The organism is Silanimonas sp. (assembly GCF_044377035.1).
GTDB lineage: Bacteria > Pseudomonadota > Gammaproteobacteria > Xanthomonadales > Xanthomonadaceae > Silanimonas.
Genome location: NZ_JBILJW010000021.1, coordinates 1 through 23,405 on the forward strand (window position 1 = coordinate 1; position 23,405 = coordinate 23,405).

Annotated in this window: 26 protein-coding genes; 15 read left to right on the top strand and 11 right to left on the bottom strand. The window is 69.8% G+C overall.

The window, feature by feature from the left end:
* The 3 genes from ACIQ6S_RS11620 to ACIQ6S_RS11630 all read left to right on the top strand — a co-directional run.
* Positions 1-601, top strand: a 601-nt coding sequence (locus ACIQ6S_RS11620; protein ID WP_397608506.1) for a zinc-binding dehydrogenase, incomplete at its 5' end; no start/stop codon positions are given.
* A 38-nt stretch (positions 602-639) separates the two neighbouring features.
* Positions 640-1,470 (top strand): S-formylglutathione hydrolase, encoded by an 831-nt coding sequence (gene fghA, locus ACIQ6S_RS11625; RefSeq protein ID WP_397574303.1) that lies wholly within the window; start codon positions 640-642, stop codon positions 1,468-1,470.
* A gap of 11 nt (positions 1,471-1,481) precedes the next feature.
* On the top strand, positions 1,482-1,985 hold the full coding sequence (locus ACIQ6S_RS11630) for a YciI family protein (RefSeq protein WP_397608507.1): 504 nt from the start codon (positions 1,482-1,484) through the stop codon (positions 1,983-1,985).
* 22 nt (positions 1,986-2,007) lie between these two features.
* Here the strand turns inward: ACIQ6S_RS11630 and ACIQ6S_RS11635 are convergent, their stop codons facing one another.
* Complete coding sequence (locus ACIQ6S_RS11635; RefSeq protein WP_397608508.1) at positions 2,008-2,958, bottom strand: LysR family transcriptional regulator; 951 nt, start codon at positions 2,956-2,958, stop codon at positions 2,008-2,010.
* Positions 2,959-3,052: 94 nt separating this feature from the next.
* Here ACIQ6S_RS11635 and ACIQ6S_RS11640 point away from each other — a divergent pair, with 94 nt between their 5' ends.
* Complete coding sequence (locus tag ACIQ6S_RS11640; RefSeq protein ID WP_397608509.1) at positions 3,053-3,979, top strand: nuclear transport factor 2 family protein; 927 nt, start codon at positions 3,053-3,055, stop codon at positions 3,977-3,979.
* A gap of 47 nt (positions 3,980-4,026) precedes the next feature.
* Here the strand turns inward: ACIQ6S_RS11640 and ACIQ6S_RS11645 are convergent, their stop codons facing one another.
* Entirely contained in the window at positions 4,027-6,081 is a 2,055-nt protein-coding gene (locus tag ACIQ6S_RS11645; RefSeq protein ID WP_397608510.1) for an amidohydrolase family protein, read from the bottom strand.
* Between the two features lie 57 nt (positions 6,082-6,138).
* Between ACIQ6S_RS11645 and ACIQ6S_RS11650 the strand changes: the two genes are divergently transcribed.
* Entirely contained in the window at positions 6,139-7,020 is an 882-nt protein-coding gene (locus ACIQ6S_RS11650) for a DUF4105 domain-containing protein (RefSeq protein WP_397608511.1), read from the top strand.
* Here ACIQ6S_RS11650 and ACIQ6S_RS11655 read toward each other — a convergent pair.
* Positions 6,960-7,553, bottom strand: a complete 594-nt coding sequence (locus ACIQ6S_RS11655) for a lipocalin family protein (RefSeq protein ID WP_397608512.1) — start codon at positions 7,551-7,553, stop codon at positions 6,960-6,962. The genes ACIQ6S_RS11650 and ACIQ6S_RS11655 overlap by 61 nt on opposite strands.
* A gap of 111 nt (positions 7,554-7,664) precedes the next feature.
* Here ACIQ6S_RS11655 and ACIQ6S_RS11660 point away from each other — a divergent pair, with 111 nt between their 5' ends.
* The 4 genes from ACIQ6S_RS11660 (at position 7,665) to ACIQ6S_RS11675 (ending at position 9,919) form a co-directional block, all read left to right on the top strand.
* Positions 7,665-7,940 (top strand): SemiSWEET family sugar transporter, encoded by a 276-nt coding sequence (locus ACIQ6S_RS11660; RefSeq protein ID WP_397608513.1) that lies wholly within the window; start codon positions 7,665-7,667, stop codon positions 7,938-7,940.
* A gap of 80 nt (positions 7,941-8,020) precedes the next feature.
* A complete protein-coding gene (locus ACIQ6S_RS11665) occupies positions 8,021-8,524 on the top strand; it encodes a hypothetical protein (protein ID WP_397608514.1) in 504 nt (167 codons plus the stop codon).
* The gene (locus ACIQ6S_RS11670) at positions 8,517-9,230 is read left to right on the top strand and encodes a fused MFS/spermidine synthase (protein WP_397608515.1); all 714 of its coding nucleotides are present in this window, start codon (positions 8,517-8,519) and stop codon (positions 9,228-9,230) included. Before ACIQ6S_RS11665 ends, ACIQ6S_RS11670 begins: the two co-directional genes overlap by 8 nt.
* A gap of 53 nt (positions 9,231-9,283) precedes the next feature.
* Positions 9,284-9,919 carry a hypothetical protein gene (locus ACIQ6S_RS11675; RefSeq protein ID WP_397608516.1) on the top strand — a complete coding sequence of 212 codons (636 nt, stop codon included), beginning with the start codon at positions 9,284-9,286 and terminating at the stop codon, positions 9,917-9,919.
* On the opposite strand, the gene ACIQ6S_RS11680 is transcribed toward ACIQ6S_RS11675, so the two are convergent.
* Positions 9,884-10,279, bottom strand: coding sequence for a hypothetical protein (locus ACIQ6S_RS11680; protein ID WP_397608517.1), 396 nt, complete (start codon positions 10,277-10,279; stop codon positions 9,884-9,886). The two genes, ACIQ6S_RS11675 and ACIQ6S_RS11680, sit on opposite strands and share 36 nt — an antisense overlap.
* A gap of 168 nt (positions 10,280-10,447) precedes the next feature.
* On the opposite strand from ACIQ6S_RS11680, the gene ACIQ6S_RS11685 reads away from it, so the two are divergent.
* Genes ACIQ6S_RS11685 through ACIQ6S_RS11695 form a run of 3 tightly spaced genes read left to right on the top strand, consistent with a single transcriptional unit; the run spans position 10,448 to position 12,049 of the window.
* Positions 10,448-10,954 (top strand): hypothetical protein, encoded by a 507-nt coding sequence (locus ACIQ6S_RS11685; protein ID WP_397608518.1) that lies wholly within the window; start codon positions 10,448-10,450, stop codon positions 10,952-10,954.
* Positions 10,955-10,961: 7 nt separating this feature from the next.
* Positions 10,962-11,255: a GNAT family N-acetyltransferase gene (locus ACIQ6S_RS11690; protein ID WP_397608519.1), complete on the top strand. Its 294-nt coding sequence runs from the start codon at positions 10,962-10,964 to the stop codon at positions 11,253-11,255.
* Positions 11,252-12,049 (top strand): DUF2189 domain-containing protein, encoded by a 798-nt coding sequence (locus ACIQ6S_RS11695; RefSeq protein WP_397608520.1) that lies wholly within the window; start codon positions 11,252-11,254, stop codon positions 12,047-12,049. Before ACIQ6S_RS11690 ends, ACIQ6S_RS11695 begins: the two co-directional genes overlap by 4 nt.
* Here the strand turns inward: ACIQ6S_RS11695 and ACIQ6S_RS11700 are convergent.
* Positions 11,965-13,416: a solute:sodium symporter family transporter gene (locus tag ACIQ6S_RS11700; RefSeq protein WP_397608521.1), complete on the bottom strand. Its 1,452-nt coding sequence runs from the start codon at positions 13,414-13,416 to the stop codon at positions 11,965-11,967. The two genes, ACIQ6S_RS11695 and ACIQ6S_RS11700, sit on opposite strands and share 85 nt — an antisense overlap.
* 103 nt (positions 13,417-13,519) lie before the next feature.
* A complete protein-coding gene (locus tag ACIQ6S_RS11705; RefSeq protein ID WP_397608522.1) occupies positions 13,520-14,164 on the bottom strand; it encodes an arylesterase in 645 nt (214 codons plus the stop codon).
* Between the two features lie 142 nt (positions 14,165-14,306).
* Here ACIQ6S_RS11705 and ACIQ6S_RS11710 point away from each other — a divergent pair, with 142 nt between their 5' ends.
* The gene (locus ACIQ6S_RS11710) at positions 14,307-15,011 is read left to right on the top strand and encodes an ABC transporter ATP-binding protein (RefSeq protein ID WP_397573333.1); all 705 of its coding nucleotides are present in this window, start codon (positions 14,307-14,309) and stop codon (positions 15,009-15,011) included.
* On the top strand, positions 15,008-17,527 hold the full coding sequence (locus ACIQ6S_RS11715; protein WP_397608523.1) for an ABC transporter permease: 2,520 nt from the start codon (positions 15,008-15,010) through the stop codon (positions 17,525-17,527). The genes ACIQ6S_RS11710 and ACIQ6S_RS11715 overlap by 4 nt, the downstream gene beginning before the upstream one ends.
* Positions 17,528-17,581: 54 nt before the next feature.
* On the opposite strand, the gene ACIQ6S_RS11720 is transcribed toward ACIQ6S_RS11715, so the two are convergent.
* From ACIQ6S_RS11720 to ACIQ6S_RS11730, 3 genes are all read right to left on the bottom strand, one after another.
* Positions 17,582-18,076, bottom strand: a complete 495-nt coding sequence (locus ACIQ6S_RS11720; RefSeq protein ID WP_397608524.1) for a DUF456 domain-containing protein — start codon at positions 18,074-18,076, stop codon at positions 17,582-17,584.
* 14 nt (positions 18,077-18,090) lie between these two features.
* Complete coding sequence (locus ACIQ6S_RS11725; protein ID WP_397608525.1) at positions 18,091-19,245, bottom strand: HD-GYP domain-containing protein; 1,155 nt, start codon at positions 19,243-19,245, stop codon at positions 18,091-18,093.
* 91 nt (positions 19,246-19,336) lie between these two features.
* Positions 19,337-21,619, bottom strand: coding sequence for a DUF5916 domain-containing protein (locus ACIQ6S_RS11730; protein ID WP_397608526.1), 2,283 nt, complete (start codon positions 21,617-21,619; stop codon positions 19,337-19,339).
* Between the two features lie 60 nt (positions 21,620-21,679).
* On the opposite strand from ACIQ6S_RS11730, the gene ACIQ6S_RS11735 reads away from it, so the two are divergent.
* Positions 21,680-22,489 carry a serine aminopeptidase domain-containing protein gene (locus ACIQ6S_RS11735; protein WP_397608527.1) on the top strand — a complete coding sequence of 270 codons (810 nt, stop codon included), beginning with the start codon at positions 21,680-21,682 and terminating at the stop codon, positions 22,487-22,489.
* Here ACIQ6S_RS11735 and ACIQ6S_RS11740 read toward each other — a convergent pair.
* Together ACIQ6S_RS11740 and ACIQ6S_RS11745 are read right to left on the bottom strand one after the other, a co-directional pair.
* The gene (locus ACIQ6S_RS11740; protein WP_397608528.1) at positions 22,479-22,877 is read right to left on the bottom strand and encodes a hypothetical protein; all 399 of its coding nucleotides are present in this window, start codon (positions 22,875-22,877) and stop codon (positions 22,479-22,481) included. The two genes, ACIQ6S_RS11735 and ACIQ6S_RS11740, sit on opposite strands and share 11 nt — an antisense overlap.
* Before the next feature lie 58 nt (positions 22,878-22,935).
* A complete protein-coding gene (locus ACIQ6S_RS11745; RefSeq protein WP_397608553.1) occupies positions 22,936-23,403 on the bottom strand; it encodes a glycine zipper 2TM domain-containing protein in 468 nt (155 codons plus the stop codon).
* Positions 23,404-23,405: the final 2 nt, after the last annotated feature.

Consider the following 23,405-nt stretch of genomic DNA (forward strand, 5'->3'; position numbering starts at 1 on the left):
CTTGGGCGCGGTGAAGAACACCGCCAAGGTGCAGCCGGGCGACACGGTGGCCGTGTTCGGGCTCGGCGGCATCGGCCTCGCGGTGGTGCAGGGCGCGAAGCAGGCGCAAGCCGGCCGCATCATCGCCATCGACACCAACCCGTCGAAGTTCGAGCTCGCCAAGCGCTTCGGCGCCACCGATTGCGTGAACCCGAAGGACTTCGACAAGCCGATCCAGCAGGTGATCGTCGAGATGACCGGCTGGGGCGTGGACCACAGCTTCGAATGCATCGGTAACGTGCACGTGATGCGCGCGGCCTTGGAATGCGCGCACCGCGGTTGGGGCCAGAGCGTGATCATCGGCGTCGCCGGCTCGGGGCAGGAGATCAGCACGCGGCCCTTCCAGCTCGTCACCGGTCGGCGCTGGCTCGGCACGGCGTTCGGCGGCGTGAAGGGCCGCACGCAGCTGCCCGGCATGGTGGAAGACGCGATGGCCGGCCGCATCGATCTGGCGCCGTTTGTCACGCACACGATGCCGCTCGAGCGCATCAACGAAGCCTTCGACCTGATGCACGAAGGGAAGTCGATCCGCAGCGTCATCCACTACGGGGCGAAGGCATGACGGCCGCCGCGCCCTTCGAATTCGCCGTGCCGGCCGGGCTGCAGCGCCTCGAGCACCGCGCCTGCTTCGGCGGCTGGCAGGACGTCTACCAGCATGAGTCGACGGCCACCGGCACGTCGATGCGCTTTGGCCTCTACCTGCCGCCGCAGGCCGCGCACGGGCGCTGTCCGGTGCTGTACTGGCTCTCCGGCCTGACGTGCACCGAACAGAACTTCATCACCAAGGCGGGCGTGCAGCGCTACGCGGCCGAGCACGGCCTGATCGTCGTCGCTCCCGACACCAGCCCGCGCGGCGAAGGCGTGGCCGACGCCGACCGCTACGACCTCGGACAGGGCGCCGGCTTCTACGTCGATGCCACGCAGGCGCCGTGGGCGCCGCACTTCCGCATGCAGACCTACGTGGCGCAGGAACTGCCCGCGCTCGTCGAATCGGCGTTTCCGGCCAACGACCGCCGCGCGATCAGCGGGCACTCGATGGGCGGCCACGGCGCACTGGTGACGGCCCTGCGCCATCCTGACCGCTACCGCAGCGTTTCGGCCTTCGCGCCGATCTCGGCGCCGACGCAGGTGCCGTGGGGGCAGGAGGCGTTGGGCGCCTACCTCGGCGCGGATCGCGAGGCGTGGAAGGCCTACGACGCCTGCGAACTGATCGCCCGCGCCACCGAGCGCCTGCCGCTGCGCGTCGACCAAGGCGCCGTCGACGAGTTCATCGGCCGAAGCCTGCGTCCCGAACTGCTGCAGGCCGCCTGCGAGACGGCGGGGTACCCGCTCGACCTGCGCCTCCGTGCCGGCTACGACCACAGCTACTACTTCGTGGCCAGCTTCATCGGCGAACACATCGCCTACCACGCGGCCGCACTGAAGGCCTGAAGGAGATCGCCATGCGCCTGATCCGCCCGTTCTTTCCCGCCGTGATCGCCTTCGGTTCGCTGTCGGTGTTCGCGTCGGCGCCGGTGACAACGCCGCAGGCGGCTGCCCCGGCCCCGGCCTTCGATGCCGATCTCGCCCAGCGCCACGGTGCGGACGAACTCGGCATGCGCCGCTACGTGCTGGTGGTGCTGAAGAGCGGCCCCACCCGCATGCCGGACGGGGAAGCGCGCACCGCGATGTTCGCCGGGCACATGGCCAACATCCAGCGCCTCGCCAAGGAGGGAAAGCTTGCGGTGGCTGGCCCCTTCATGCCGGGCGATTCCGGCTGGCGCGGCCTGTTCATCTTCGCGGTCGAGAGCATCGAGGAAGCGAAAGCGCTCACCGAAACCGACCCCGTGATCGTCAACGGCGAAATGGTCGCCGAGTACCACCCGTGGTACGGCTCGGCGGCGCTGATGGCCACCGCCGAGCTGCATGAGCGGATGGTGCCGCCGAAGGCAGCAAAGGCGGACTGAGTCGGTCGTCGCTCCACAGGCCTCAGGACGCGGAGGCCGGTCGCGCGGTCCATCCATCCAGCAGCGGCTCGCGCGTCACGCGCTCAGCGAACCACTGTCCAGCCTGGCCCAGTTCATTGGAGCGATACGCTAGGGCGAATACCGCGTCCGGGCGCGGCTGCTGCACGTCCAAACGAAGGAGCGTGCCCTGCTCGAACTCAGGCTTGGCAAGGAAGCGGGGAAGGAAGCCGACGCCCAGGCCGGCACGCTGCGCGTCGAGCTTCGCTGCCATGCTTCCAACCGTCAGTGTCTCCTGGCCGGCCAGCAATCCATATGTTTTCGCTGGACGGGCACGCGAGCTGTCGGCGACTCGCACTGCGCGATGCGGCAGAACGGCCGACTCGGGCAACGGTGCACCAAGCGCCGCGGCCTGGATCGCCAGGGGGTGGCCGGGCGCGACGGCGAAGTCGAACGCAACGGCTCCCAGCGGGGCGACGGCATACCCGCCGCCGGAGGGAATGCCACCGGCGCCCAGTCCGGCGATGACAAGGTCAGCGCGATGTTCGACCAGTGCTTCCCAGCAGCCCTCCAAGGACTCCTCGGCAACGCGCACCCGCGTGCCGGACCCCAGCGCATAGAAGTCTTCCAATGCGGGGAAGAGCCGCTGCGTTCCGAGCAACGAGTCGATGACGATGCACAGGTCCGTCTCCCAGCCGGTGGCGATCCGACCAAGCCGACGCTCCGCAGCGGCGGCCAGCTGCAGAAGCCGTCGACCTTCCTCCAGCAGGTCCTTGCCTCCCGGCGTCAACCGTGTCTGCTGCTTGCTCCGCTCGAACAGCTTGATGCCGAGCTCGCGCTCAAGCTGCCCGACCGTGTAACTCAGGGCCGATGGCACTTTGTGGAGCTCGGCTGCCGCCTTTGCGAACGATCCGTGCCGCGCGATGGCGTCGACGACATAGATCGCCTCAAGCGAAAGGGTGGGGCGTGGGCTCATGGCTCAAGGAATTTGGTGACGGTGTTCAATTCGGCTCGCTTTCCAACGCGGATGCAGGCTTCTATGGTTCCGGGACTTTCCAAGAGGTGGAATCATGACGGCAGAAATCGGAACAAAAGCCGCTTCCGCACGGGCATCGGCGTCGATCGCAGGATTGTGGCGCAAGCATGTGCTTTGCGCGTCGTTGTGGCTCCTCGCATGGCCGATGATGGCGCTCGCGGAACCCGGGTCCCGCACCCTGGCGCCCACGACCGAAGCCACCGAAGCCTCCAGCGCCCGAGTCGTGACGATGACCTACCTGAAGTCCGCTCCCGGGAAGCTGGGGCAGCTTGAGCGCTATGTCCGTGCCAACTGGTTCGCGATGGACAAGATCGCCGTCGAGCGGGGACTCTTCGTCAGCTACCTGTGGCTCGACACGGGCTCGGACGAGGGCCCATGGAATGCCGTCGTGATGGTGACGTACCGCGACGCGCAGGGGTTCGCCGGCATCGAGCAGGAATGGGCCGGGATCAAGGCCGCCCACCGTGAAGTGCTGATCGATGGTGCGAGGCAAGCCGATCTCGGTCGCGTGGTCGAGAGTCGGGAGTTCTTCGAGCGAGCGCCGTTCGTCAACGTCGTTGCCGCAGGCATCCCGACTGACGAGGCCGCATCGGATGCCCATTCACGCGATGAATCCGCGATCAGGGAAGTCGTTGGCAAGTACTTCGAAGCGGGCATCACCGGAAGCCCCGGGCTGATCCGCGAAGCCTTTCTTCCGACGGCGAGAATCGAGGGCTTGCGTGGCGAGCGGCTGGTCACATGGTCATTCGACGAGTACATCCGGTTCTTCAACGGCACTCCTGCACCCGGTGCAGATCAGGTCGAGCGAACGATCACCCGTGTCATGACGCATGGAAGCAGCGCGACCGTCCACCTGCGCCTCCGATTCAGCCCCGCACAAGCGCTTGATGAACAGCTCCTGCTGCTTCGAATCGACGGCCGATGGAAGATCGCCTACAAGTCGTACACACCCTCGCCGTAGGACTTGGCGATGCATTGGTCGCCCCGGATGCACGATGTCGGCAGAGATCACCTCGGAGGCGCGGCGCTGACCGGCGGCGTCGTCGCCTGCGGCACCTTCACCGTCGGAGCGGTCGAGAACGGCTGGATGCCGAAGCGCGGGTAGAGCTCGCTCGGGAAATACACCACGCCGTCCTTCATCACCATGCGGGCGTTCTTCAGCTCGCTGAGCGAGGCGGTCGGGTCGCCGGGGACGAGTAAGAAGTCGGCCAGCTTCCCGCGCTCGATGCTGCCGAGCTGCTGGTCTTCGCCGAGGTATTCGGCCATGTCGATCGTCGCGCGGCGCAGGGCCTCGGCCGGCGTGAAGCCGACCTGTTCAAACAGCTGCAGCTCACGATGGAAGGCGAGGCCGCCGCCGAGGTCGGTGCCCGGGATCAGGAACACGCCGCGCTGGTGCATCTCGCGAACGCCCTCGAGGATCTTCCGGTAGGCGCCGGCATAGGCCTCGCGGTCGCCGGGGGCGCTCATGTCGCTCCATGCCCGCTTGGCGTTGCGCTGCGCGCCGATCGGCAGGTTCGCGATCCATTCGGCCTGACCGCTCGGCACCTGTCCGTCTTGGTTGAGCAGCAGGTTCTCGTGGATGGCCAGCGTCGGCTCGACGGCCACCTTCTTCGCGACGATCGCGTCCATCGTCTTGCGCACGCGCGGCGATTGCATGTCCAGCGCGTCCAAGCGCTTCAGCGCGGTGAGGCGGAGCAGGGTGCGGGTGTCCTCCTCCGGCGTCAGCACCCAGCCCAGCATCACTTGGTTGATGTGGGTGAGCTCGTCGTAGCCGGCTTCGATCATCGCGTCGGCGTTGGTGAAGGCCGGGATGTGGCCCGAAACGCGCAGCCCGAGGCGATGCGCTTCCGCGGCGGCGGCCGCCGACCATGCCGGGTTCATGCTGTTGTAGAGCTTGATCTGGGGGAAGCCACGGGCGGCGTACCAGCGCACCGCCTCGAGCGCCTGCGCCTGGCTGCTGACGAGGTAGCCGTTGTTGGAGTTGAACGGGCTGCGGCCCTCGATGAAGCCGGCGCGGGTGATGCGCGGCCCGGCGAGCTTGCCGGATTCGATGCTCTGGATCAGGCGATCGAGGACGTCGTTGTCGTTGCCCATGTCGCGCACCGAGGTGATGCCGGCGGCGAGGTTCAGCACGGTGCGGTTCTGGCCGATGTGGCCATGCATCTCGTACATGCCGGGCACCAGCGTGCCGCCTTCGCCCTCGACGATGACTTCCGGGCCGGTACCGGTGGCGTCGAGTGGCTGGATGCCGCTGATGCGGTTGCGGTAGACGACCACGCTCACCGGCTCGGAACGCGTGCCGGTCTTCGGATCGAACACGCGAACGTTGCGGATGCGGACGGGGTGCTCGTAGCGATGGGCCACCTCGGCCTGCATCGCGATGAAGCGCTGTTCGCCCAGCTCGACGGTGAGCTGGCGCAGGCGCTCGGCGTCGGCTTCGAAGCCTTCGCGGATCAGCAGGCCGCGGGTTGCGAGCACGGCGAACAGGTCGCCGTCGGCTTCGACCAGGAGGTGCGTCGGGTCGAGGTCGAGGCCGGACAGCGTGACGCGCCGGACGGTCTGCTTGGCATCGCCGCTGCCCACCTCCAGCGTGTCGCCCTTCTCGAGGCGCAGTTCGCCGCCGGGGAGGGTGGCGATGCGGCCGTCGGCATCGGCCATCAGCGCGCGGGCGTACACGCCCAGTGCCCACGGCGTTCCGCTCTGCCCGACGTACAGCGCGCCGGCAGCCGCGTTCGACTCGCCGGCGCCCACGGCGTCCTTCCACGTGGCCTTGCCATCGACGAGGCTGAAGCGCTCGTCGACCTTGCTGCCGAAGGTCGTCGCGCCGCTGATCGACCAGTCGACGGGCAGGCCGGCATCGGAGAGGCGCAGCGTCTCCTTCATCGTCGGGCCGCGGCCGTTGTCCTTGACGTCGTAGTCGACGCTGACGGTGTCGCCCTCGACCGTGGCGTGCAGGTGGCCGATGGTGGCCTCCGGCGTCAGCACGACGTAGCGCTGGGTCTCGGCGGCTTCGGCGGTGCCGAGCGCGAGGGCGAGTGCGGCGAACAGCAGGGTCGATCGCATGGCGTGGTGTCCTCCCGTGGAGGCCGCACTGTACCCTTGCCGCCGATGACGCGCGCCATGCCCATTCCAACGAGCTTCCCCGTGCTGCGCGCCGGGCTCGTGTTCATGGCCGTCGTCGCGTTGGGATGGGGCGCGTTGGTGCTCCTGTTGCAGCCGTCGAGTGACCGCGACTGGGTGCCCGAGCAGGCCCGCATGCCGATCGCCACGATGGCGGGCGATGAACTTCGACTGGCGAACGTCCGCAACGCGCGTTACCGCAGCACGACGGACTTCGATCTCCATTGGGAGGCCCGCGACTACCGGCTGGATGACGTGGAAAGCGCCTGGTTCATCGTCGAGCCCTTCGCGGATTGGCGCGGTCCGGCGCACACCTTCGTGAGCTTCGGCTTCCGCGACGGCCGCCACCTCGCGATTTCCGCCGAAGTGCGCAAGGAAGTGGGCGAAACCTATTCCCCGCTGGCGGGCCTGTTCCGGCAATACGAACTGATGCTGGTGCTGGGCGACGAGCGCGACCTGATCGGTTTGCGGGCGGCGCATCGACGCGACCCGGTCCACCTGTACCGCCTGCGGGCGACGCCGGCGCAGGCGCGGGCGCTGCTGGTGGCGCTGCTGGAGAAGACCAATGCGCTCGCCGAACGACCGGCGTTCTACAACACGCTGTCGGCGAACTGCACCACGACCATCGTCGATGCTGTCGATGCGCTGGCCCCCGGTACCGTCCCGATGAGTTGGCAGACCCGGCTGCCCGGCTACAGCGACGACCTCGCCTTCGACCTCGGGCTCATCGACACCGACCTGCCGCGCGACGGCTACCGCGAGGTGCACCGCATCGACGGCCTCGCCCGCGACGCCGAGGCCGCGGGCCTCGACGGCGTGGCTTACTCCGCCGCCATCCGGTCGCGCTGGGCGGGGTCGACCACGAGTTCGGCCAGCCGGTAGCCGCGGGCCTCGGCACGCTGCCGGATGCGCTCGAACAGGGCGGGGTCGAGCGTGGTTTCGCGCGCCAGGATCCACAGCGCGCCCTGGCCAGGGCCCCCGACCACCGCCCATTGGTAGTCCGGGTCGAGGTCCACCACCCAGTAGTCGGCCCAGACCATCGGCAGCCAGCCCAGCCAACCGGGGGCGAAGCGTACTTCCAGCGCTCCGCCGTCGCCGGCCCGACGCGCGGCACCGGTCGATTCGATCACTCCTTCGTCGGTAAGGCAGGCGTTGCGGACTTCGATGCTGCCGTCAGCGCGCGAGGTGTACGTGGCCGTGGTGTCGCCGATGCACTTCCGCTGGAAGAACATCGGCAATCGGGCCACTTCGTGCCAGCGCCCGGCGTAGCGTTCGAGGTCCAGCGCCTCGACCGGGGCGTTCGTGGTGCCGGAGGGGAGGGCGGCGGGCATTGCCCCCGCCGCGGCTTCGGCGTGCGCGGCGAGCGGCAGGCCGAGGGCGAGGATCGCGCCCAGGAGAGCGGGGCATCGGAGCATGGGGGGATCCTCGGGTTCGGAGTCCCGGAGCGTGCGCCCCCGCGCGTTCAAGTGCCGTGCAGGCGGCGAGGACGATTGAGCCGGGGTGGGGGCTTCGGGCATCGTTCGCCCATGGACATGCCCACTGCTCTCGGCCTCGGCGCCGCCTTTCTCACCAGCGTCGCCTTCGTGCCACAGGTGGTGCGGAACTTCCGCCGCAAGCACGTCGACGACCTCTCGTTCTCGACCTTCGGCACCTTCACCCTCGGCGTGCTGCTCTGGCTGGTGTACGGCCTGATGATCGACAGCCTGCCGATCATCCTCGCGAACGTCTTCACCCTCGGTGTGAACGGCCTGAACCTCTGGCAGATGTGGGCCTACCGCAAGCCGGCCCCTCCCGCGACGTGACGCGACAGCGACGCCGCGCACGACGAAGGTCACCCGCAGGCGGTACGCTCCGCACCCTGAGTCCCCTGGAGGAGCCTTCGATGCGCATCACCCGCCTTGCCCTTGCCGCTGCCCTGCTCGCCGCGCTGCCCGCCGCCGCCTTTGCCGAAGAGGTCGCCGAAGGGGCCCTGCAGCTCACCGACAAGCAGACCTTCCTGCTGCCGATCGACGAGCCGGGCAACCGCCTGCCGGAGTACCCGGCCGAGGTGCTGGCGCAGCAGCAGGTGCCGTCGCGCGCCATTTGCATGCGTGTCGACATCGACGAGGAAGGCGCGGTCAGCTACACCGGCCCGCTGGTGCGCGAACCGGAGTGCCCGGCCGTGACGGAACTGAGCAAGCAGTTCGTCGATGTCTCGGTGGCGGCGCTGTCGAGCTGGCGCTTCGAGCCGGCCGTCGTCTGCACCTTCCGCACCAAGGACGCGAAGGAAGCCGCCGGCATGAGCTGCGAGGGCGGCCGCGAGAAGCCGCAGGCCACCAGCCTCACCTTCCGCCTGCTGTTCAACCAGGTCGACGGCAAGGGCGTCGTGCTGCTGCAGCGTGGCTGAGAAGCCCGGCGCCCCGTTCATCTTGCAAGGCTGGCGCACGCGGGAGCTGCGCTTCGCCGAGGGCACCGCCCAGAGCCGCATGTCGCGCTGGGCCCCCGATCGCCTCGTCGTCGACTACACGCGGACGATGCTCGGCGCGCTGGCCCTGGTGCCGGCGCCCGGGCGCATCGCGATGGTCGGGCTGGGGGGCGGCTCGCAGGCGAAGTTCCTGCACCGCCACCTGCCGGCCGCGACGCTCGAGGCCATCGAAATCAACCCGGCGGTCATCGCCCTGCGTCGCCGGTTCCGCATCCCTGACGACGACACACGTTTCCGCGTGGTCGAAGCCGACGCCGCCGAGTGGCTCAAGACGCAGCCGGCGTCGATCGACCTTCTGCTCGTCGATGGTTACGACACCAGCGGCATCCCGGCCGCGCTGTCGACCCAGCGCTTCTACAACGACTGCCGCGCCGCCCTGCGCCCCGGCGGCGTGGCCGCGTTCAACCTGTACGACACCGCCCACGCCGAGCATCGGCACCGGCTGCAGGTGGCTTTCGGCGCCGCGAACGTGGCGGTGATCGAGGAGGCGCGGCAGAGCAACCGCGTGGCCTTCGCCTGGGTGGGGCCCTTGGCGGCGGCCGATGTGACGCCCGCGCTGTCGCGGGCGGGGCAGCGCGAGTTGCGTGAGGCGCTGGCCGCGGTGCGGGCGGTGGTTCAAGGGCGCTAAACTGCGCGCCCGCCGCCGGGTTCCCTGGCGGAGGGTCGAATCGAGGAACCGCCGTGAACACGCCCCTGGTGCGCCAGCCCGAACCCCCGAAGCCCGAAGCCCTGCGGCTGGAACAGAAGCGCGCGGGTGCGAAGACGTTCTTCGATTTCGGCGAGGAGTCGCTGCGCTACGGCTTGGACGACGGCAACGCCTCGCGCACCTGGACGATCGAATACGCGGAGCTCTCCGTGGAGCGCGAGCGTTTCGTCGAGCGCAACACCTGGTGGCGCAACGTCGGCGCGATCTGGGTCGTGCTTGGCGCGGTGCTCACATCGATGGACTGGGCGAAGACGCAGGTGTTGGGGCTGTCGATCTGGCTGCCGCTCGGTGCCGGCTGTCTCGTCTGGTACGCGATGCGCATCCGCCGCTTCGTCGTCGTGGCGTCGCCGCGCGCGAACGTTCTGGTGATCGACGACGCCTCCGCGGCCGCCATCCTGGCCGAGATCGACCGGCGTCGTGCGGCCCAGCTGCGCGACCGCTTCGACTACCTCAGCCCGGACGAAAGCCCGGAGCAGCAGCGCCATCGCGTGCTCTGGCTGCAGCGGCAGGGCTCGCTCGACGACCACGAGGTGTCGGCGCGCCTGCTGCAGATCGACCTGATGGCGCAGAGCCCCTCAGCGGACCCGCGGCAGGGCGAGCGCGACGAGTAAGGCCGCGCCGCAGGCCACGAAGGCGAGGTAGTGGGTGTTGAAGTCGCGTAGCGCGTAGGCCGCGAGGCCGTAGCCGGCCCAAGCGAGGCCGAGGGGCAGCAGGGTCGCTCCATGCAGCGGCTGGTCGCGCCACGCCCGCCAAGCCTGCGCGCCGACGATGGCGCCACTGGCCAGCATCATCACCGTGCCGAACGCCCAAGCGCTGCCGATGGCGCCGATGAGGTACGGGTCCGCCCCAAGCGCCACCAACCCCTCGCGGAAGTGCGGCCACGCCCCGAGGGCATGGGGCAGGCTGCACAGCGCCATGCCGAGCGCGGCGAGGGCGAGGACGAGCGGGGCGGCGCGACGGCGTGGCGGCATGGACGGCAGGGTTCAGGGCAGGCCGGCAGCATAAGCGCGAGGATCGGTGTTCAATAGCCGGGCTGCGGTGTCGCAGCCTTCCCCCGGAGTGCCGACATGGTCAGGACATCCCCCTCTTTCACACGCGTTGTCGTGGCGATGGTCCTGGCCATCGTTTCCGTTTCATCGATGGCGACCGTGTCCGGTGCCCGCCCCGCGGCCGCGGCGATCGCTCCGGGCCTCGCGCGCTACACCCACCAGATCAGCCTTCCGGCGAATGCGCTGTCGCGCAGCCCGGAATCGGCGTTTGCGATGCATGCGCGCGGGCTCGACTGGCTGGGGGCCAACGGCACGGTCACGTTCACCCTGCGCAAGCCGAAGGACTACGCCGGTGGGCGGGTTCGCGTGACGTACGCCTACCAGGTTGTGTCGGACGAGAGCGGCACCCTGGGCTTCAACGTGACGCCGATGACCTTCAACAGCGGCAACAGCTTCGAGACCTACGGGGCCCGCGCCACGGCCACGCGAGCGGCGCCGGAGAACACCAGCACCTTGTTGACGTCGTCGGTGACGCTCCTGCCGGGCAACGGCTGGAGCGACGGGGCATGGTGGTACGTCGAAGCACAGCGTCTCGGTGGCGGGCAGGGCGGGTTTCCCGGCCGGCTGCGACTGATGTCGGTTTCGGTCGAGTATTGAGGCGCCGATGGCTGCGTCGCCGGACATCGTCCACCGGGACGTCGAGGCTCGCTTCGAAGCCCGTCTCGATGGGCATCGCGGCGAGCTCCACTATCGGCGCCGCGAAAGTGCAGGCGTGCCGGTGCTTCTGATTCCCTCGGTGGTGGTCGATCGCGCCATCGAAGGCCGTGGCGTGGCCGGCGCGCTGACGCGGGCAGCGCTCGAGTGGGCGAGGGCCGAAGGCCTGCGCGTCGAGCCGCTTTGCCCCTACGTCGATGCATGGATGCGCCGCCACCCCGAGTTCGCCGGGCTCCGCGCATGAATGAGACCACCCCTGCACCCTTCGTGGTGCCGTGTCGCGACCTGCCGTTGTACGCGCCGCTGCGCTGGCTGGCCGCGGGCTGGCGCGATCTGGTCCGCGCCCCGGTGCTCACGTCGGCCTTCGGCGCCATCGTCGTCGTGGTCAGCCTCGGCGTGGCGGCGATGGCCTGGCAACTCGGCCGTTTCGCGCTGTTGGCGGCCTTGCTGTCCGGATTCGTGTTCGTGGCGCCGCTGATCGGCGTCGGGCTCTACGCCGTCAGTCGCGCGCTCGAGCGCGGCGAGGTGCCGCGTTTCAAGGATTGCCTCGCGCTGATGCGTCGCGTGGTCGGGCAAGCCGGCGTGTTCGCCTTGGTGCAGATGGTGATCCTGCTGCTGTGGTCGCGCGCCGGCATGCTGGTGAACGCCTTCGTGCCGGTCGAGGACGGCAGCCTTGTCTCGCTGCTGGAGTTCCTCGCCCTCGGCTCGCTGTTCGGCTCGGTGTTCGCGGTGGCTACGTTCGCCATCGCGGCGTTCTCGCTGCCGATGATCGCCGACCGCGACGTCGACATGGTCACGGCCGGCATCTCCAGCGTAAACGCGGTGCTGCGAAACAAGGCCACCGCGCTGGTCTGGGCGGGCTTGATCGCCCTGCTCACCGCCGTGGGTCTCGCCACGGCCTTCATCGGCCTCGGGATCGTGATGCCGTGGCTGGCCTACGCGGCCTGGCACGGTTACCGCGAGGCGCTGGACGCCTCCGCCTGGCCCTCGCTGGATGCCGACGGCGCGGAGCCCGGAAGCACGCGGTCGAGCGCGTAGATCATCGCGATCGTGCTGGCGAGGGTGATCGCCATCAGATGGATGTAGTGCAGGCCGAAGGGCTGCCAGACGAAGGTGAACACCGCATACAGCGCCACGCCGAACAGCAGCCCGGCGCGCAGCGCGATCGACAAGACGCGCCGACCGACGACGGCAACGAGGAAGGCGGCGAGCACGGGCATCGAGTACAGCCCGTTCATCTTCTGCATCGTCGCGACGATGCTCTCGGCGTTCTGGTACAGGGGCACGAGCGCGACGCCGCCGATCGTGAAGGCGATGGCCACGCGTTGGCCGATGCGCTTCAGATCGGCCTGAGGATTCACGTACTTCACGTGCAGGTCCATCGCGTACAGCGCCGCGGCGGAGTTCAGGCAGGAATTGAAGCTCGACAGCACGGCGCCGAAGATCATCGCGGCGAAGCCGCCGGCCAGCCACGGCGGCAGCACGTCGGCGACGAGGCGGCCGTAGGTGACGTCGCCGATGTCGCCGTAGAGCTTGTAGGCGATGACGCCCGGCACCACGACGATCAGCGGCATCAGCAGCTTGATCGCCGCCGCCGCATAGATGCCCTTTTGCGCCTCGCGGAGGTTTGGCGCGGCGAGCGCGCGCTGCGCGATCACCATGTTCGTGCCCCAGTAGAACAGGTGGATGAACACCATGCCGGTGAGCAGGGTCGTCCACGGGATGTCGGATTCCGGCCCGCCGATCAGCGTGAGGCGCTCCGCGGGGATGCCGGAGAGATCGAAGTCGATGGCCTTGAAGGCGAAGAAGGTCACCAACAGCCCCATGGCGCCCAGCATCACGCCGTTGTAGGTGTCGGAAATGGCGATGGCGCGCAGGCCGCCGAAGGCCGCGTAGGCGAGGCCGGCCAGCGCGTACACGATCGCGATGGTGAGGATCGACGCCTCCAGCGCGAACATCGACTTCAGGAACACCGCGCCGGTGTACAGGACCACGGGCAGCAGGATGAAGAGATAGCCGAGCAGGAAGAGGATCGACACGGCGGTGCGGATGCTGGCGTCGCCGAGGCGCTTTTCGAGCAGCTCGGTCGTGGTGGTGCAGCCGTGGCGGTAGTACATCGGCAACAGCACATGGGCGAGGATCACGAGGCCCACCGCCGCGCCGATCTCCCACCAGGCCGTCAGCATCACCTGCGTGCCGTTCATGCCGACGATCTGCTCGGCGCTGATGTTGGTGAGCAGCAGCGAGCCGGCGATGAAGGGCCAGGTGAGCGTGCCGCCGGCGAGGAAGACCTCCTTGGAGGCGTCAGCGGAGGGCACCTCCTGCCGGCAGCGCCACCAGGTGAGCAACGCGATGGCGGCCGTCAGGCCGATGAAAATCCCCCACTGGATGGCGCCGGCGCCCATTCGTTTCCCCCGAACCGAAGTCCGGGAACGCTAGCCCGTTACGCCCCGGAAGCCCAGAGCCGCATACGTATTCACTGCCGCGGCGAGCGCCTGCGGCCGGGCGTTAGTCGGCGAGCATCGGCCCGAGGGCGGCCCACACGTGGTCGGCCAGCACCGGCTGCGCTTCGGCGGTCGGATGCAGGCGATCCCCTTGGAATGCCGCCTCGTCGAAGGCGATCGGCTCGAGAAGGAAGGGCAGGTGGGCCACGCCTTCCGCCTGCGCGATCTGGCCGAACATCCCGAAGAAGCCTTCGGTGTAGTCCGGGCCGTAGTTCGGTGGCAGCCGCATGCCCACCACCAGCACTTCGGCGCCGGCGGCCTTCGAGGCCCGCACCATGCGCTCGAGGTTCGCGCGGGATTCCTCCAGCGGCAGGCCGCGCAGCCCGTCGTTGGCGCCGAGTTCGATCACTACGAGGGTGGGCCGATGCTCGGCCAGCGCGGCGTCGATGCGCGAGGCGCCTCCGGCGGTCGTCTCGCCGCTGATCGAGGCATTCACCATGCGGAAGCCCGGCGCCTCGGTGCGCAACCGCGTGTCGAGCAGCGCTACCCAGCCCTGTTCCGCCGCGAGGTTGTAGGCGGCGGAGAGCGAATCGCCCATGACCAGCACGGTGCGCGCCTCCGTCGGGGCGACCTGGCCTTGCGTGCTGCCGGCCGCAGGCGCGGGTGCTGCGGCCAACGCGGCGGCGGCCGGCGGGGGCGTCTGGGGCATTCCGCCGTCGTCGGTCTGCCCGCAGGCGGCGAGCCCTGCCGAAAGGCCCATGCCAAGCACCATTGCGCGCAGCACCATGACGCCCTGTAGAGCCTGTTGCACGCACAGTGCGCCCTGAACTTTGCTGGATGAACGCATTCCGATGACCGCCCTTCTCAATCCTGACCTGACCGCGTCGACGACGCCGCTGTTGCACGTGGAGGGTTTGGGCAAGCAGGTCGCCCTGCCTTCGGGCCCGCTCACCATTCTCGCCGATGTCGGTTTTAGCATCGCGGCGGGTGAAGCGTTCGCCATCGTCGGGGCCTCCGGTTCAGGCAAGAGCACCCTGCTGTCGCTGCTGGCCGGCCTCGATGTCGCCAGCACCGGCCGGGTTCGCCTCGGTGGCGCCGACCTTGGCGCGCTCGACGAGGACGGCCGCGCCGCGCTGCGTGCCGAGAAAGTCGGTTTCGTTTTCCAGAACTTCCAGCTGCTACCGGCACTGACGGCGCTGGAGAACGTGATGCTGCCGCTGGAACTGCGCGGCGATCGCGACGCCGAAGCCCCGGCCCGCAAGGTGCTGGAGCAGGTGGGCCTGGCCGAGCGCATGACCCACTACCCGCGCCAGCTCTCCGGCGGCGAGCAGCAGCGCGTGGCCATCGCCCGCGCCTTCGTCACCCGGCCGGCCCTGCTGTTCGCTGACGAACCCACGGGCAACCTCGACACCACCACCGGCCAGCAGGTCATCGAGCTGCTGTTCCGCCTGAATGCCGAAGCGGGCACCACCCTCGTGCTGGTGACGCACGACGAGCGCCTCGCCGCGCGTTGCAGCCGCCAACTCCGGCTTGCGGGTGGGCGGGTGCAGGCGTGAGCACCGCGGCGGCGCGTGCGGGAAGCCCATGGCGGCTGGCGTGGCGACAGGCCCTGCGCGATCTCGCGGCCGGCGAAGTGCGCCTGTTGATCGCCGCCCTCGCTCTCGCGGTTGCCTCGGTCACCACCATCAGCTTCCTCACCGACCGCGCCGAGCGTGCGTTGGCCCTCGAGGCCAATCGCCTGCTGGGTGGCGATGCCGTGCTGCGTGCTGATGCGCCACTGGCGCCCGAACTGCGCGCGCTGGCCGATCGCCCGGGCCTGAAGGCTGTCGACACCGTCGAATTCCCCAGCATGTTGCGTGTGGCCGACCGCTTCCGGCTGGGCGAACTGCGCGCGGTGGGCCGCGAGTTCCCGCTGCGCGGCAGCTTCGTCATCAGTGACGACGCCGGCCGCCGCGAGCTGGCCGAAGGCCCGCCGGCTGGCGTCGTCTGGATGACGCGCGCCGGGGCGAACACCCTCGGTGCGAAGCTCGGCGACCCCATCACCCTCGGCGAGTCGACGTTGCGGCTCGCGGCGCTGATCGAGCAGGAGCCCGACGGCGCGCTCGACTACTTCAACGTCGCGCCCAAGGTCGTCATGAACCTCGACGACCTGCCGGCCACCGGCCTCGTGCAGCCCGGCAGCCGCATCGCCTACCGGCTCGTCGTGGCGGGAACCCCGGACGCCGTCGAGGCCTTCAGCGCCGAGGCGCGCGATGCGCTCGGCCGCGGACAGCGACTGGAGACCGCCTCCGAAGGGCGGCCGGAGGTGCGCCGCGCGCTGGACCGCGCCGGACGCTTCCTCGGTCTCGCGACTCTCGTCTCGGTGATCCTCGCCGCGATCGCCGTGGCCATGGCCGCGCGCCGTCACAGCGCGCGCCACCTTGATGCGTGCGCGGTGATGCGCTGCCTCGGGACCAGTCAGCGCACCATCGTGATCGTGCAGGTGGGCGCCCTGATGCTGCTGGGGCTGCTCGGCAGCACGCTCGGCGTGGCCTTGGCCTGGGCGCTGTCCTTCGCGATCGGCGAGTGGCTGGGTAGCGCGCTCGGCATCGCCGTGCCCTCCGCCAGCCTCGTGCCGGTTCTCAGCGGTTACGCCGTCGGCCTCGTCGTGCTGCTGGCCTTCGCCGTGCCGCCGGTGTTGGCGCTGCGCGGCGTTCCGGCATTGCGCGTGCTGCGACGCGATCTCGACGTTCGCTCGCCGAGCGCGCTGGCGCTGACCGCGGTGGCCTTGGGAGGTTTCGGCGCGCTGCTCTGGTGGCAGGCGAAGTCGCCGGAGCTGGCTGGTGCCATGCTTGGCGGCCTGGTCATCACGTTCGCCATCCTCGCCGCACTCGGCTACGCGCTGGTGCGTGGTGTCGATCTGCTGCGGCCGCGCCTGCGCGGGCCTTGGCGCTATGGTCTCGCCAACATCAGCCGCCGTGCCGGCACCACGGTGGCGCAGGTCAGCGCCCTCGGGCTCGGGCTGATGGCCCTTCTGCTGCTGGTGTTCGTGCGCACCGATCTGCTCGAGCGCTGGCGCGAGGCCCTGCCGGCCGACGCGCCGAACCGCTTCATCGTCAACGTGCAGCCCGCGCAGATCGAACCGTTGCGTGCGTTCCTCGAAAGCGAGGGCATCACGAACCCGGAGATCTTCCCGATGATCCGCGGCCGGTGGATCGAGAAGAACGGCGCGCCGATGAACGCGCAGGCCCTCCCGGAGGGCAATGGGCGAGCCCGCCGCCTCGCCGAGCGCGAATTCAACCTCAGCACCGCTGATACGCTCGACGACAGCAACACCATCCTCGAAGGGCAGTTCTGGGACGCGTCGATGGCCGCCGATGCGCCCACCGAATTCTCGGTGGAGCAGGGCCTCGCGCAGTCGCTGGGCTGGACGCTCGGTGACCGCGTCGTGTTCGACATCGCCGGCACGCGTCTCGAAGGCGAGGTCACGTCGATCCGCGAGGTGAAATGGGAGAGCGTGCGGCCGAACTTCTTCGTGCTGGTCTCGCCCGGCGCGCTGGAAGGCCTGCAGGGCAGTGCCATCACCGCGATCCACCTGCCGCCGGGCCGCGACGGCTTCACGCGTTCGCTGCTGGATCGGTTCGCGAACCTCTCGGTGATCGACGTCGACGCCATCCTCAAGCAGGTGCGCAGCACGGTCGACCAGGTGTCGACCGTGGTCGAAGCCGTCTTCCTTGTCGCCCTGCTCGCGGGCGCGCTGGTGCTGCTCGCTGCCGTTGGCGCCAGCCAGGACGAACGCCTGCGCGAGGGCGCAGTGATGCGTGTGCTGGGCGGCAGTCGGCGCCAATTGCGTCTGGCCCAAGCCGGCGAGTTCGCCGCGCTGGGCTTGATCTCCGGCTTGGTCGCCGCCATCGCCTCGACGGTGCTCGCCGGGGTCATCGCGCTGCAGGTGCTGGAGCTGCCGTGGACGCCCGACCCGCGCCTTGCCGCGACCGGTGCGCTGGTCGGCGTGGTCGTGGCGTTGCTGGCCGGCCTGTGGGCCACGCGACGCATCCTCGATGCCCCGCCCTCGGTGACCCTGCGCGAACTGTGAGTCGGCGCGAACGCTGGGGAGGCGCGGCGCTCGCCGCGCCCCAACGGCCTGCGATTACAGCCAGATCGCCAGCGCGAAGATGCCGAGCATGGTGAACGCCACCGCCAGCTTCAGCGCGGCGCCGATGGCCATCGCCAGCCACGTAGCGAGGCCGATCTTCGCGGCTTCGCCCACGTTGGCGCGGTCGTAGGCCTGGCGGTGGATCAGTTCGCCGGCCACGGCACCGACGAAGGGGCCGATCAGCAGGCCGGGGATCGCGAAGGGCAGGCCGGCGATCGTGCCGAGGGCCGCGCCGATCGCCGCTTTGTTCGAGGCGCCGACCTTCTTGACGCCGAGGGTCGAGGCGAGGAAGTCGATGCCCAGTGCGAACAGCGACATCAGGCCAAGCACCAGCAGCACCCAGCCGCCGATGATCTGGAAATCACCGACCCACGCGGCGAGCAGCATGCCGCCGAAGATCAGCGGCATGCCGGGCAGGGCCGGCAGAAAGGTGCCCAGCAGCCCGATCACGATCAACGCGCCCGCAAGCACGTACAGCCACACCGTCATGTCCATCGTCGTCCTTATCCGGCGGTCGCGCCGCGTGCCCAGAGGACGTTGAGGCTACCCAAGCCGGAGCGGTACTGCGAGGCCGAGACGATCTCGCTGATCGCCGTTTCCGGGTTGCGGCTGTCGCGGATCTGCGGATACGCGAGCGGTGCGCCGTCCCTGCCGATCACGCAGCGCAGCTGCGGATGCGCGCCATCGGTGGTGCGGCGGACCGCGACGGCGATCTCGCCATTGGCCAGCTTCACCATCGTGCCCGGCGGGTACACGCCCAACTCCTTGATGAACATCATCGCCAGGCGCTCGTCGATGCGCTGGCCGCGCTCGAGGAAGATGTCGCGCAAGGCCACGCGCGAGGGCTGGGCGTCGCGGTAGGCGCGCGGCCGGATCATCGCGCTGTAGATGTCGACGATGCCGAGGATGCGTGCTTCGATCGAGACCGTCTCGCCGCGCAGCCCGCGCGGGTAGCCCGTGCCATCGACGCGCTCGTGGTGGTCGCGCACGGCCTCCAGCCAGATCGGATCGTTGACGCCGCAGCGCTGCAGCAGGTCGACGCTCTCCAGCGTGTGGCTCTGGATCGCGCGCCACTGTGCTTCCGAGAGGGGCGTGGTCTGCGCCGCGAGCTGCTCGCTCATCGGTGCGAGGGCCACGTCGAAGGTGAGCGCGGCGCACATCAGGCTCAGGCGGTGGTCGGCGGGCAGGCCGCTCGGCAGCGCCAGCACCTGGGTCAGCACGGCGGCATGCATCAGCCGCCGCGAGAGACGGTGGTCGGTCGCTTCGAGCTGCAGCAGGCCCATGGCCTGGTCCGGGTCCTGCTCGTAGGCGTCGCGCAGTTGAACGGCCAAGGCCGAGACGCGCGCCGTGGCGTCCTGCGCCGTGCCGGCCTGCAGGTCGCGGTGGATCAGGGTGAGTTCCTCCTGCGCATCGCGCAGGCGGACGGTCTGGCGCTCCTCGACGATGCGGGCGCGCGGCTCGTCGGGACGCCCCACCTCCTGCCGCAGGCTGCCCACGCCATCCTCGACCATGCCGCGCTCCTGCAGGCGCACCAGCATGAGGTCACTGTCGATGACGTTGCCCTTCACCAGCAGCGCCTTCCCCGTGCGGTCGAACACGGTGAAGGGCAGGGCGTCGCCGACCTGGATGGGAATATCCGGCAGGGGCCTGAAACGCATCGACGGGCTCCTAGGGGCGCCGAACCCCAAGCCGACCAACGGCTTGGGGCAAGGTCTTGAGCCGGCAGATTAGCGCAAGGCCGGGTGCCGATCAGAAGCGGTAACGCACTTTTGCGAGGAACTGGTCGGCGTCTCGGAGGGCCAGGGCTTCGTCCAGAAGGTCGAGGGTCGACTCACCGCTACGCTCCTCGCGGAGGAAGCCACCGCGCGACCAGACGAGGTACACGTCCGACTGCGGCGCGAACTCCCAGCGGTAGCGCACCTGCACGCCGAAGTTGTTGATGTCGAAGTCCGGCTCGGCCCCGGCGATCGGGCGCAGCCGGGTGTCCGGCCCGAGCTGGTAGCGGCGGCCCTCGCGGGCGCGGATGGCCAGCCATTCGGCCTTCACGCGGATCTCGTGCTTCGGCGCCGGGAACCAGTTCAGGCCGAGGTTGGCGGCGTCGAGCCGGCGGCTGTGGCGGGCGAAGCGCGTGCCGCCCTTCCAGATCAACCAGTCCGGGCTCCACATCGGCTCGATCTCGAACATCAGGTTCACGCGCTCGTTCGGGAACCAGTACAGCTGCAGGTCGGCCTCGACGGCCGTCGCGCGGGACAGGCCCTCCGGACGAGCGCTGAGGTTGAAGTCCCAGCCGAGCTTCCCTTCGCGGCTCGGGTACCAGCCGGCATAGGCCTCGGTGCGCGCGGAGCGCCACACCAGCCCGTTGCCTCGCGAGAGCAGGTCGTCGAAGCCGTCGCTGCGCGGGATCAGGCCGGCTTCGACGATGTCGCCGTTCCGGAAGGTAGTGCTGTGCTCGAGGATCAGCCACGTCGGCAGGCGCACGCCGCTGTCGCTGCGCCGCGCTTGCAGTTCGGCGTACCAGCGGGTGGACGCGAGCGTGCTGCCGGCGTCGTCGATGGTGTGGTTGTACTCGCCGGTCAGTTCGACTTCGTTGAGGCTGCCGCGGCGCATGAAGCCGAGGTCGTTGAAGTCGAGGCCTTGGCCGAAATGGGTGGCTTCCAGCTCGTAGCGCCAGGCCGAGGAGGGGTTCCAGTTCGCGCGGACCCAGCCGCCCTGGCCGCTGCGTTCGCGCCCGGCCTGCTCGACCCGCGAGCCCATCACCTGCGCATTCACCAGCAGTGAATCGCCAGCCTGCCAGCGCAGGTCGGCGGCCTGCACGTCGGCCGTCCGGTCGAGGAAGGGGCGCTCCACTTGCGTGCCGAGCCAGCCGAGGCCGAGCCGTTCGCTCGCGTCCCAGAGCAGGCGCCCCACGCGGAAGTCGCGGCCGGCGTCGCCGTCCTCGGTGGCGCCGAAAACGCCATAGCCCAAGCGCCCCCAGCTGCCGTTGGCCTTCAGCGCGAGGTCGATGTCCGACACGCCCTGGCCGTCGTCGGCCGGGCCGCCGATGCGCCGCGTGTAGACGAGCTGGCCGCTGTCCGGCGTGCGCAGGTCGAAGAAGGTCTGGTTCTCGGTGAAGAACGGCCGCTTGTCGCTGAAGAACACCTCGACGGCCTCGAAATTCACCACGAGGTCGTCGGCTTCCACCTGGCCGAAATCGGGGTTCAGCGCGGCCGAGAGCTGGAAGCTCGCGGAGGGCTTCCAGAACAGGTCGGCACCGGTCTTCCAGCGGGTGTCGCCGTCGAGCTGGTCGTGGATCACCGTCGCATAGGGCCACACGTGCAGCAGCGAGGCCGGGTACTGCGGGATCTCGACCTTGGCGAACTCCGAGACGAACCGGCCGCGGTAGAACGAGGTCGCTGGCCAACCTTGGCGTTCGTTGCGGCTGGCCACCACGCGGTCGAGGTGCAGGCCGATGGTGCGCTCCGGGGCATCGGCGCCGCGCATGGCCGCCGTGGTCCACGGGATCAGGATCTCCACGCTCCAGCCGCCGTCCTCGGTGTGCACGGCGTGTTTCCAATCGCCGTCGAAGTCGGGGCTGAACTGGGTCTCGTTGGTGATGGTGTTGTCCTGGATCGAGCCCGAGGCCAGCACCGCGAAGTTGTAGGCCGCGCGGCCGTCGCCGTCGAAATCGAGGTAGACGTTGACGCGGTCCGCGGTGGTCATCTCGTCGCGCGCCACCTTCGGCGCCAGCAGGGGCACGTCGGCCGGCTGCTTCATGCGGAAACCGAGGGCGATGCCGGACGGCGTCGACAGCAGGCGGACCTCGGTGGCTAGGGCCGGGTCCGGCGCAGCTTCCGTCCACGGTTCGACGATGACGAACTGGTCGAAGACGCGGGCGTCGGCCCAGGCGGCCTCGTCGAGCCGGCCGTCGATGGCCAGGGCGGGTGTCTCTGCGGCGCGGGCGGTGGCGGACGTCGCGGCCAAGGCCACGGCGAGGGCGAAAGGAAGGGGCAGGCGGCGCGGGGCGGCGCCCGTCGTGCGATGGCAAGCGGTCATGGGCGCAAGGATGTCGTTCGTCACGTGACGCCGGCATGTGCCTTCGGCCATGCTCGGGCCATGTCCGATGCCCCGATCCCGGCCCGCGCGGCCCTGCTGTGGCTCCCCGCGTTGGGCGTTCCCGCGCGCAAGTACGAGCGCCTCGGTGCCTCGCTGTCGGCCCACGGCATCGCCCTCGGCGTGCACGAGTGGCGCGGCACCGGCGCGCATCCGGCGCGACCCTCGCGGCGCCTCGACTGGGGTTACCGCGAGTTGCTGCTCGAGGACATCCCCGCCACCGCCGCGGCGCTGCGATCGTCGCATCCGGGTCTGCCGCTGCTCCATGGCGGCCACAGCATCGGCGCACAGTTCGCGGTCATGGCGGCGGCCCTGCACGGCGGCGCGCAGGGCCTCGTCGCCGTGGGTAGCGGCGTGCCGCATTGGCGTTTGTTCCCGGGGCCGCTGCGCTGGCTGGTCGGCGCGTTCGGCCACGTGCTGCCGCCGCTGACGCGCGCGGTCGGCAACTATCCCGGGCATCGCCTCGGCTTCGCTGGCCGCGAGGCTGGGCAACTGATGCGCGATTGGGCGCAGACGGTGCGCCGCGGCCACTACGACGGTCTGCCGGGGCTGCCCGAGCGGTTCGGAGAGCGGATCGCGGCCCTCGACCTGCCTTTCCTCGGCGTGCGCCTGGCCGAGGACCGACTGGTGCCGGCGGCGTCGCTACAGGCCCTGATCGCCGCCACCGGAACCCTCTCGGCCAGCGAGCGCTTGCTCGATACCGGACACCTCGGCGTCGCCGCCGATCACTTCGCCTGGATGCGTGAACCGCGGGCGGTGGCCGATGCGATCGCCGGGTGGTGGCCCGGCGGGCGGGGCGGCCTCAGCTCTTGAACTGCTGGTGGCAGGCTTTGCAGGTCGCGCTGATGGTGTTGAGGGACTTCGCTGCGGCGTCGCAGTCGGCGGGCGCCGTGGCCAAGGCGGCATCGACGGCCGCGCGGTAATCCGAGGCGTACTTGCTGAAGGCTTCGTCGTCGGGCGTCGGCAGGAAGGCAGGTTCGAGGTCGTTGCCCAGGGCGACGAGCGTGCCGAGGTTGGCTTCGAGGTCCGGGCCCGCGCAGGCCTTGGCCTTGATGCGGGCGTCGAGCTGGCCCATCTGGGCCGACATCACCGCCATCACGCCGTTCGGGTACGCCGTGCCTTTCTTCATGCTGTTGAGGGCGATGACGGTGAGCATGGCGCCCACGAACAGTCCGATGATCAGGGTCACCACGCTACGCATTGCCTTCCGCTCCATTCCGACACCGGCGGCCTGCCGGCGCCGGAACGATAGCAGGCCGTCAGCGCAGCGCCTGCAGGCGGCGGCCGTCGTAACGCACGTAGGCGCCGTTGCGCACACCGTTCGGCAGCGTGGTCACGTTGACAGTCAGGCGACGGCCATCGTCCATCCGCACGGTGACGTCGAAGGACTCCTCGTTCGCGCGGTTTTCGATGGCGTTGCCGGCGAGGGCGCCAGCCGCGGCACCGGCCACGGTGGCGGTGTTCCGGCGTCCGCGGCTGCTGTCGTCGGCCAACTCGCGGCCGACGATGGCCCCGAGCACGCCGCCGATCACAGCACCCGTGCGCGTGTTGTCCCGAGCCCCGTAGACGCGGACGATGGTTTCGACGGTGCCGCAGTCGTAACAGCGCTGCGGCTCCTGGTAGGGCGCCGGCTCGTACTGCGCGTAGCGGCGGGTGGTCGGCTGGGTGCTGCAGGCGGACAGCAGCGCAGTGGCGACCAAGCCGAGGGCAAGGGCGGGGCGTGGGATGG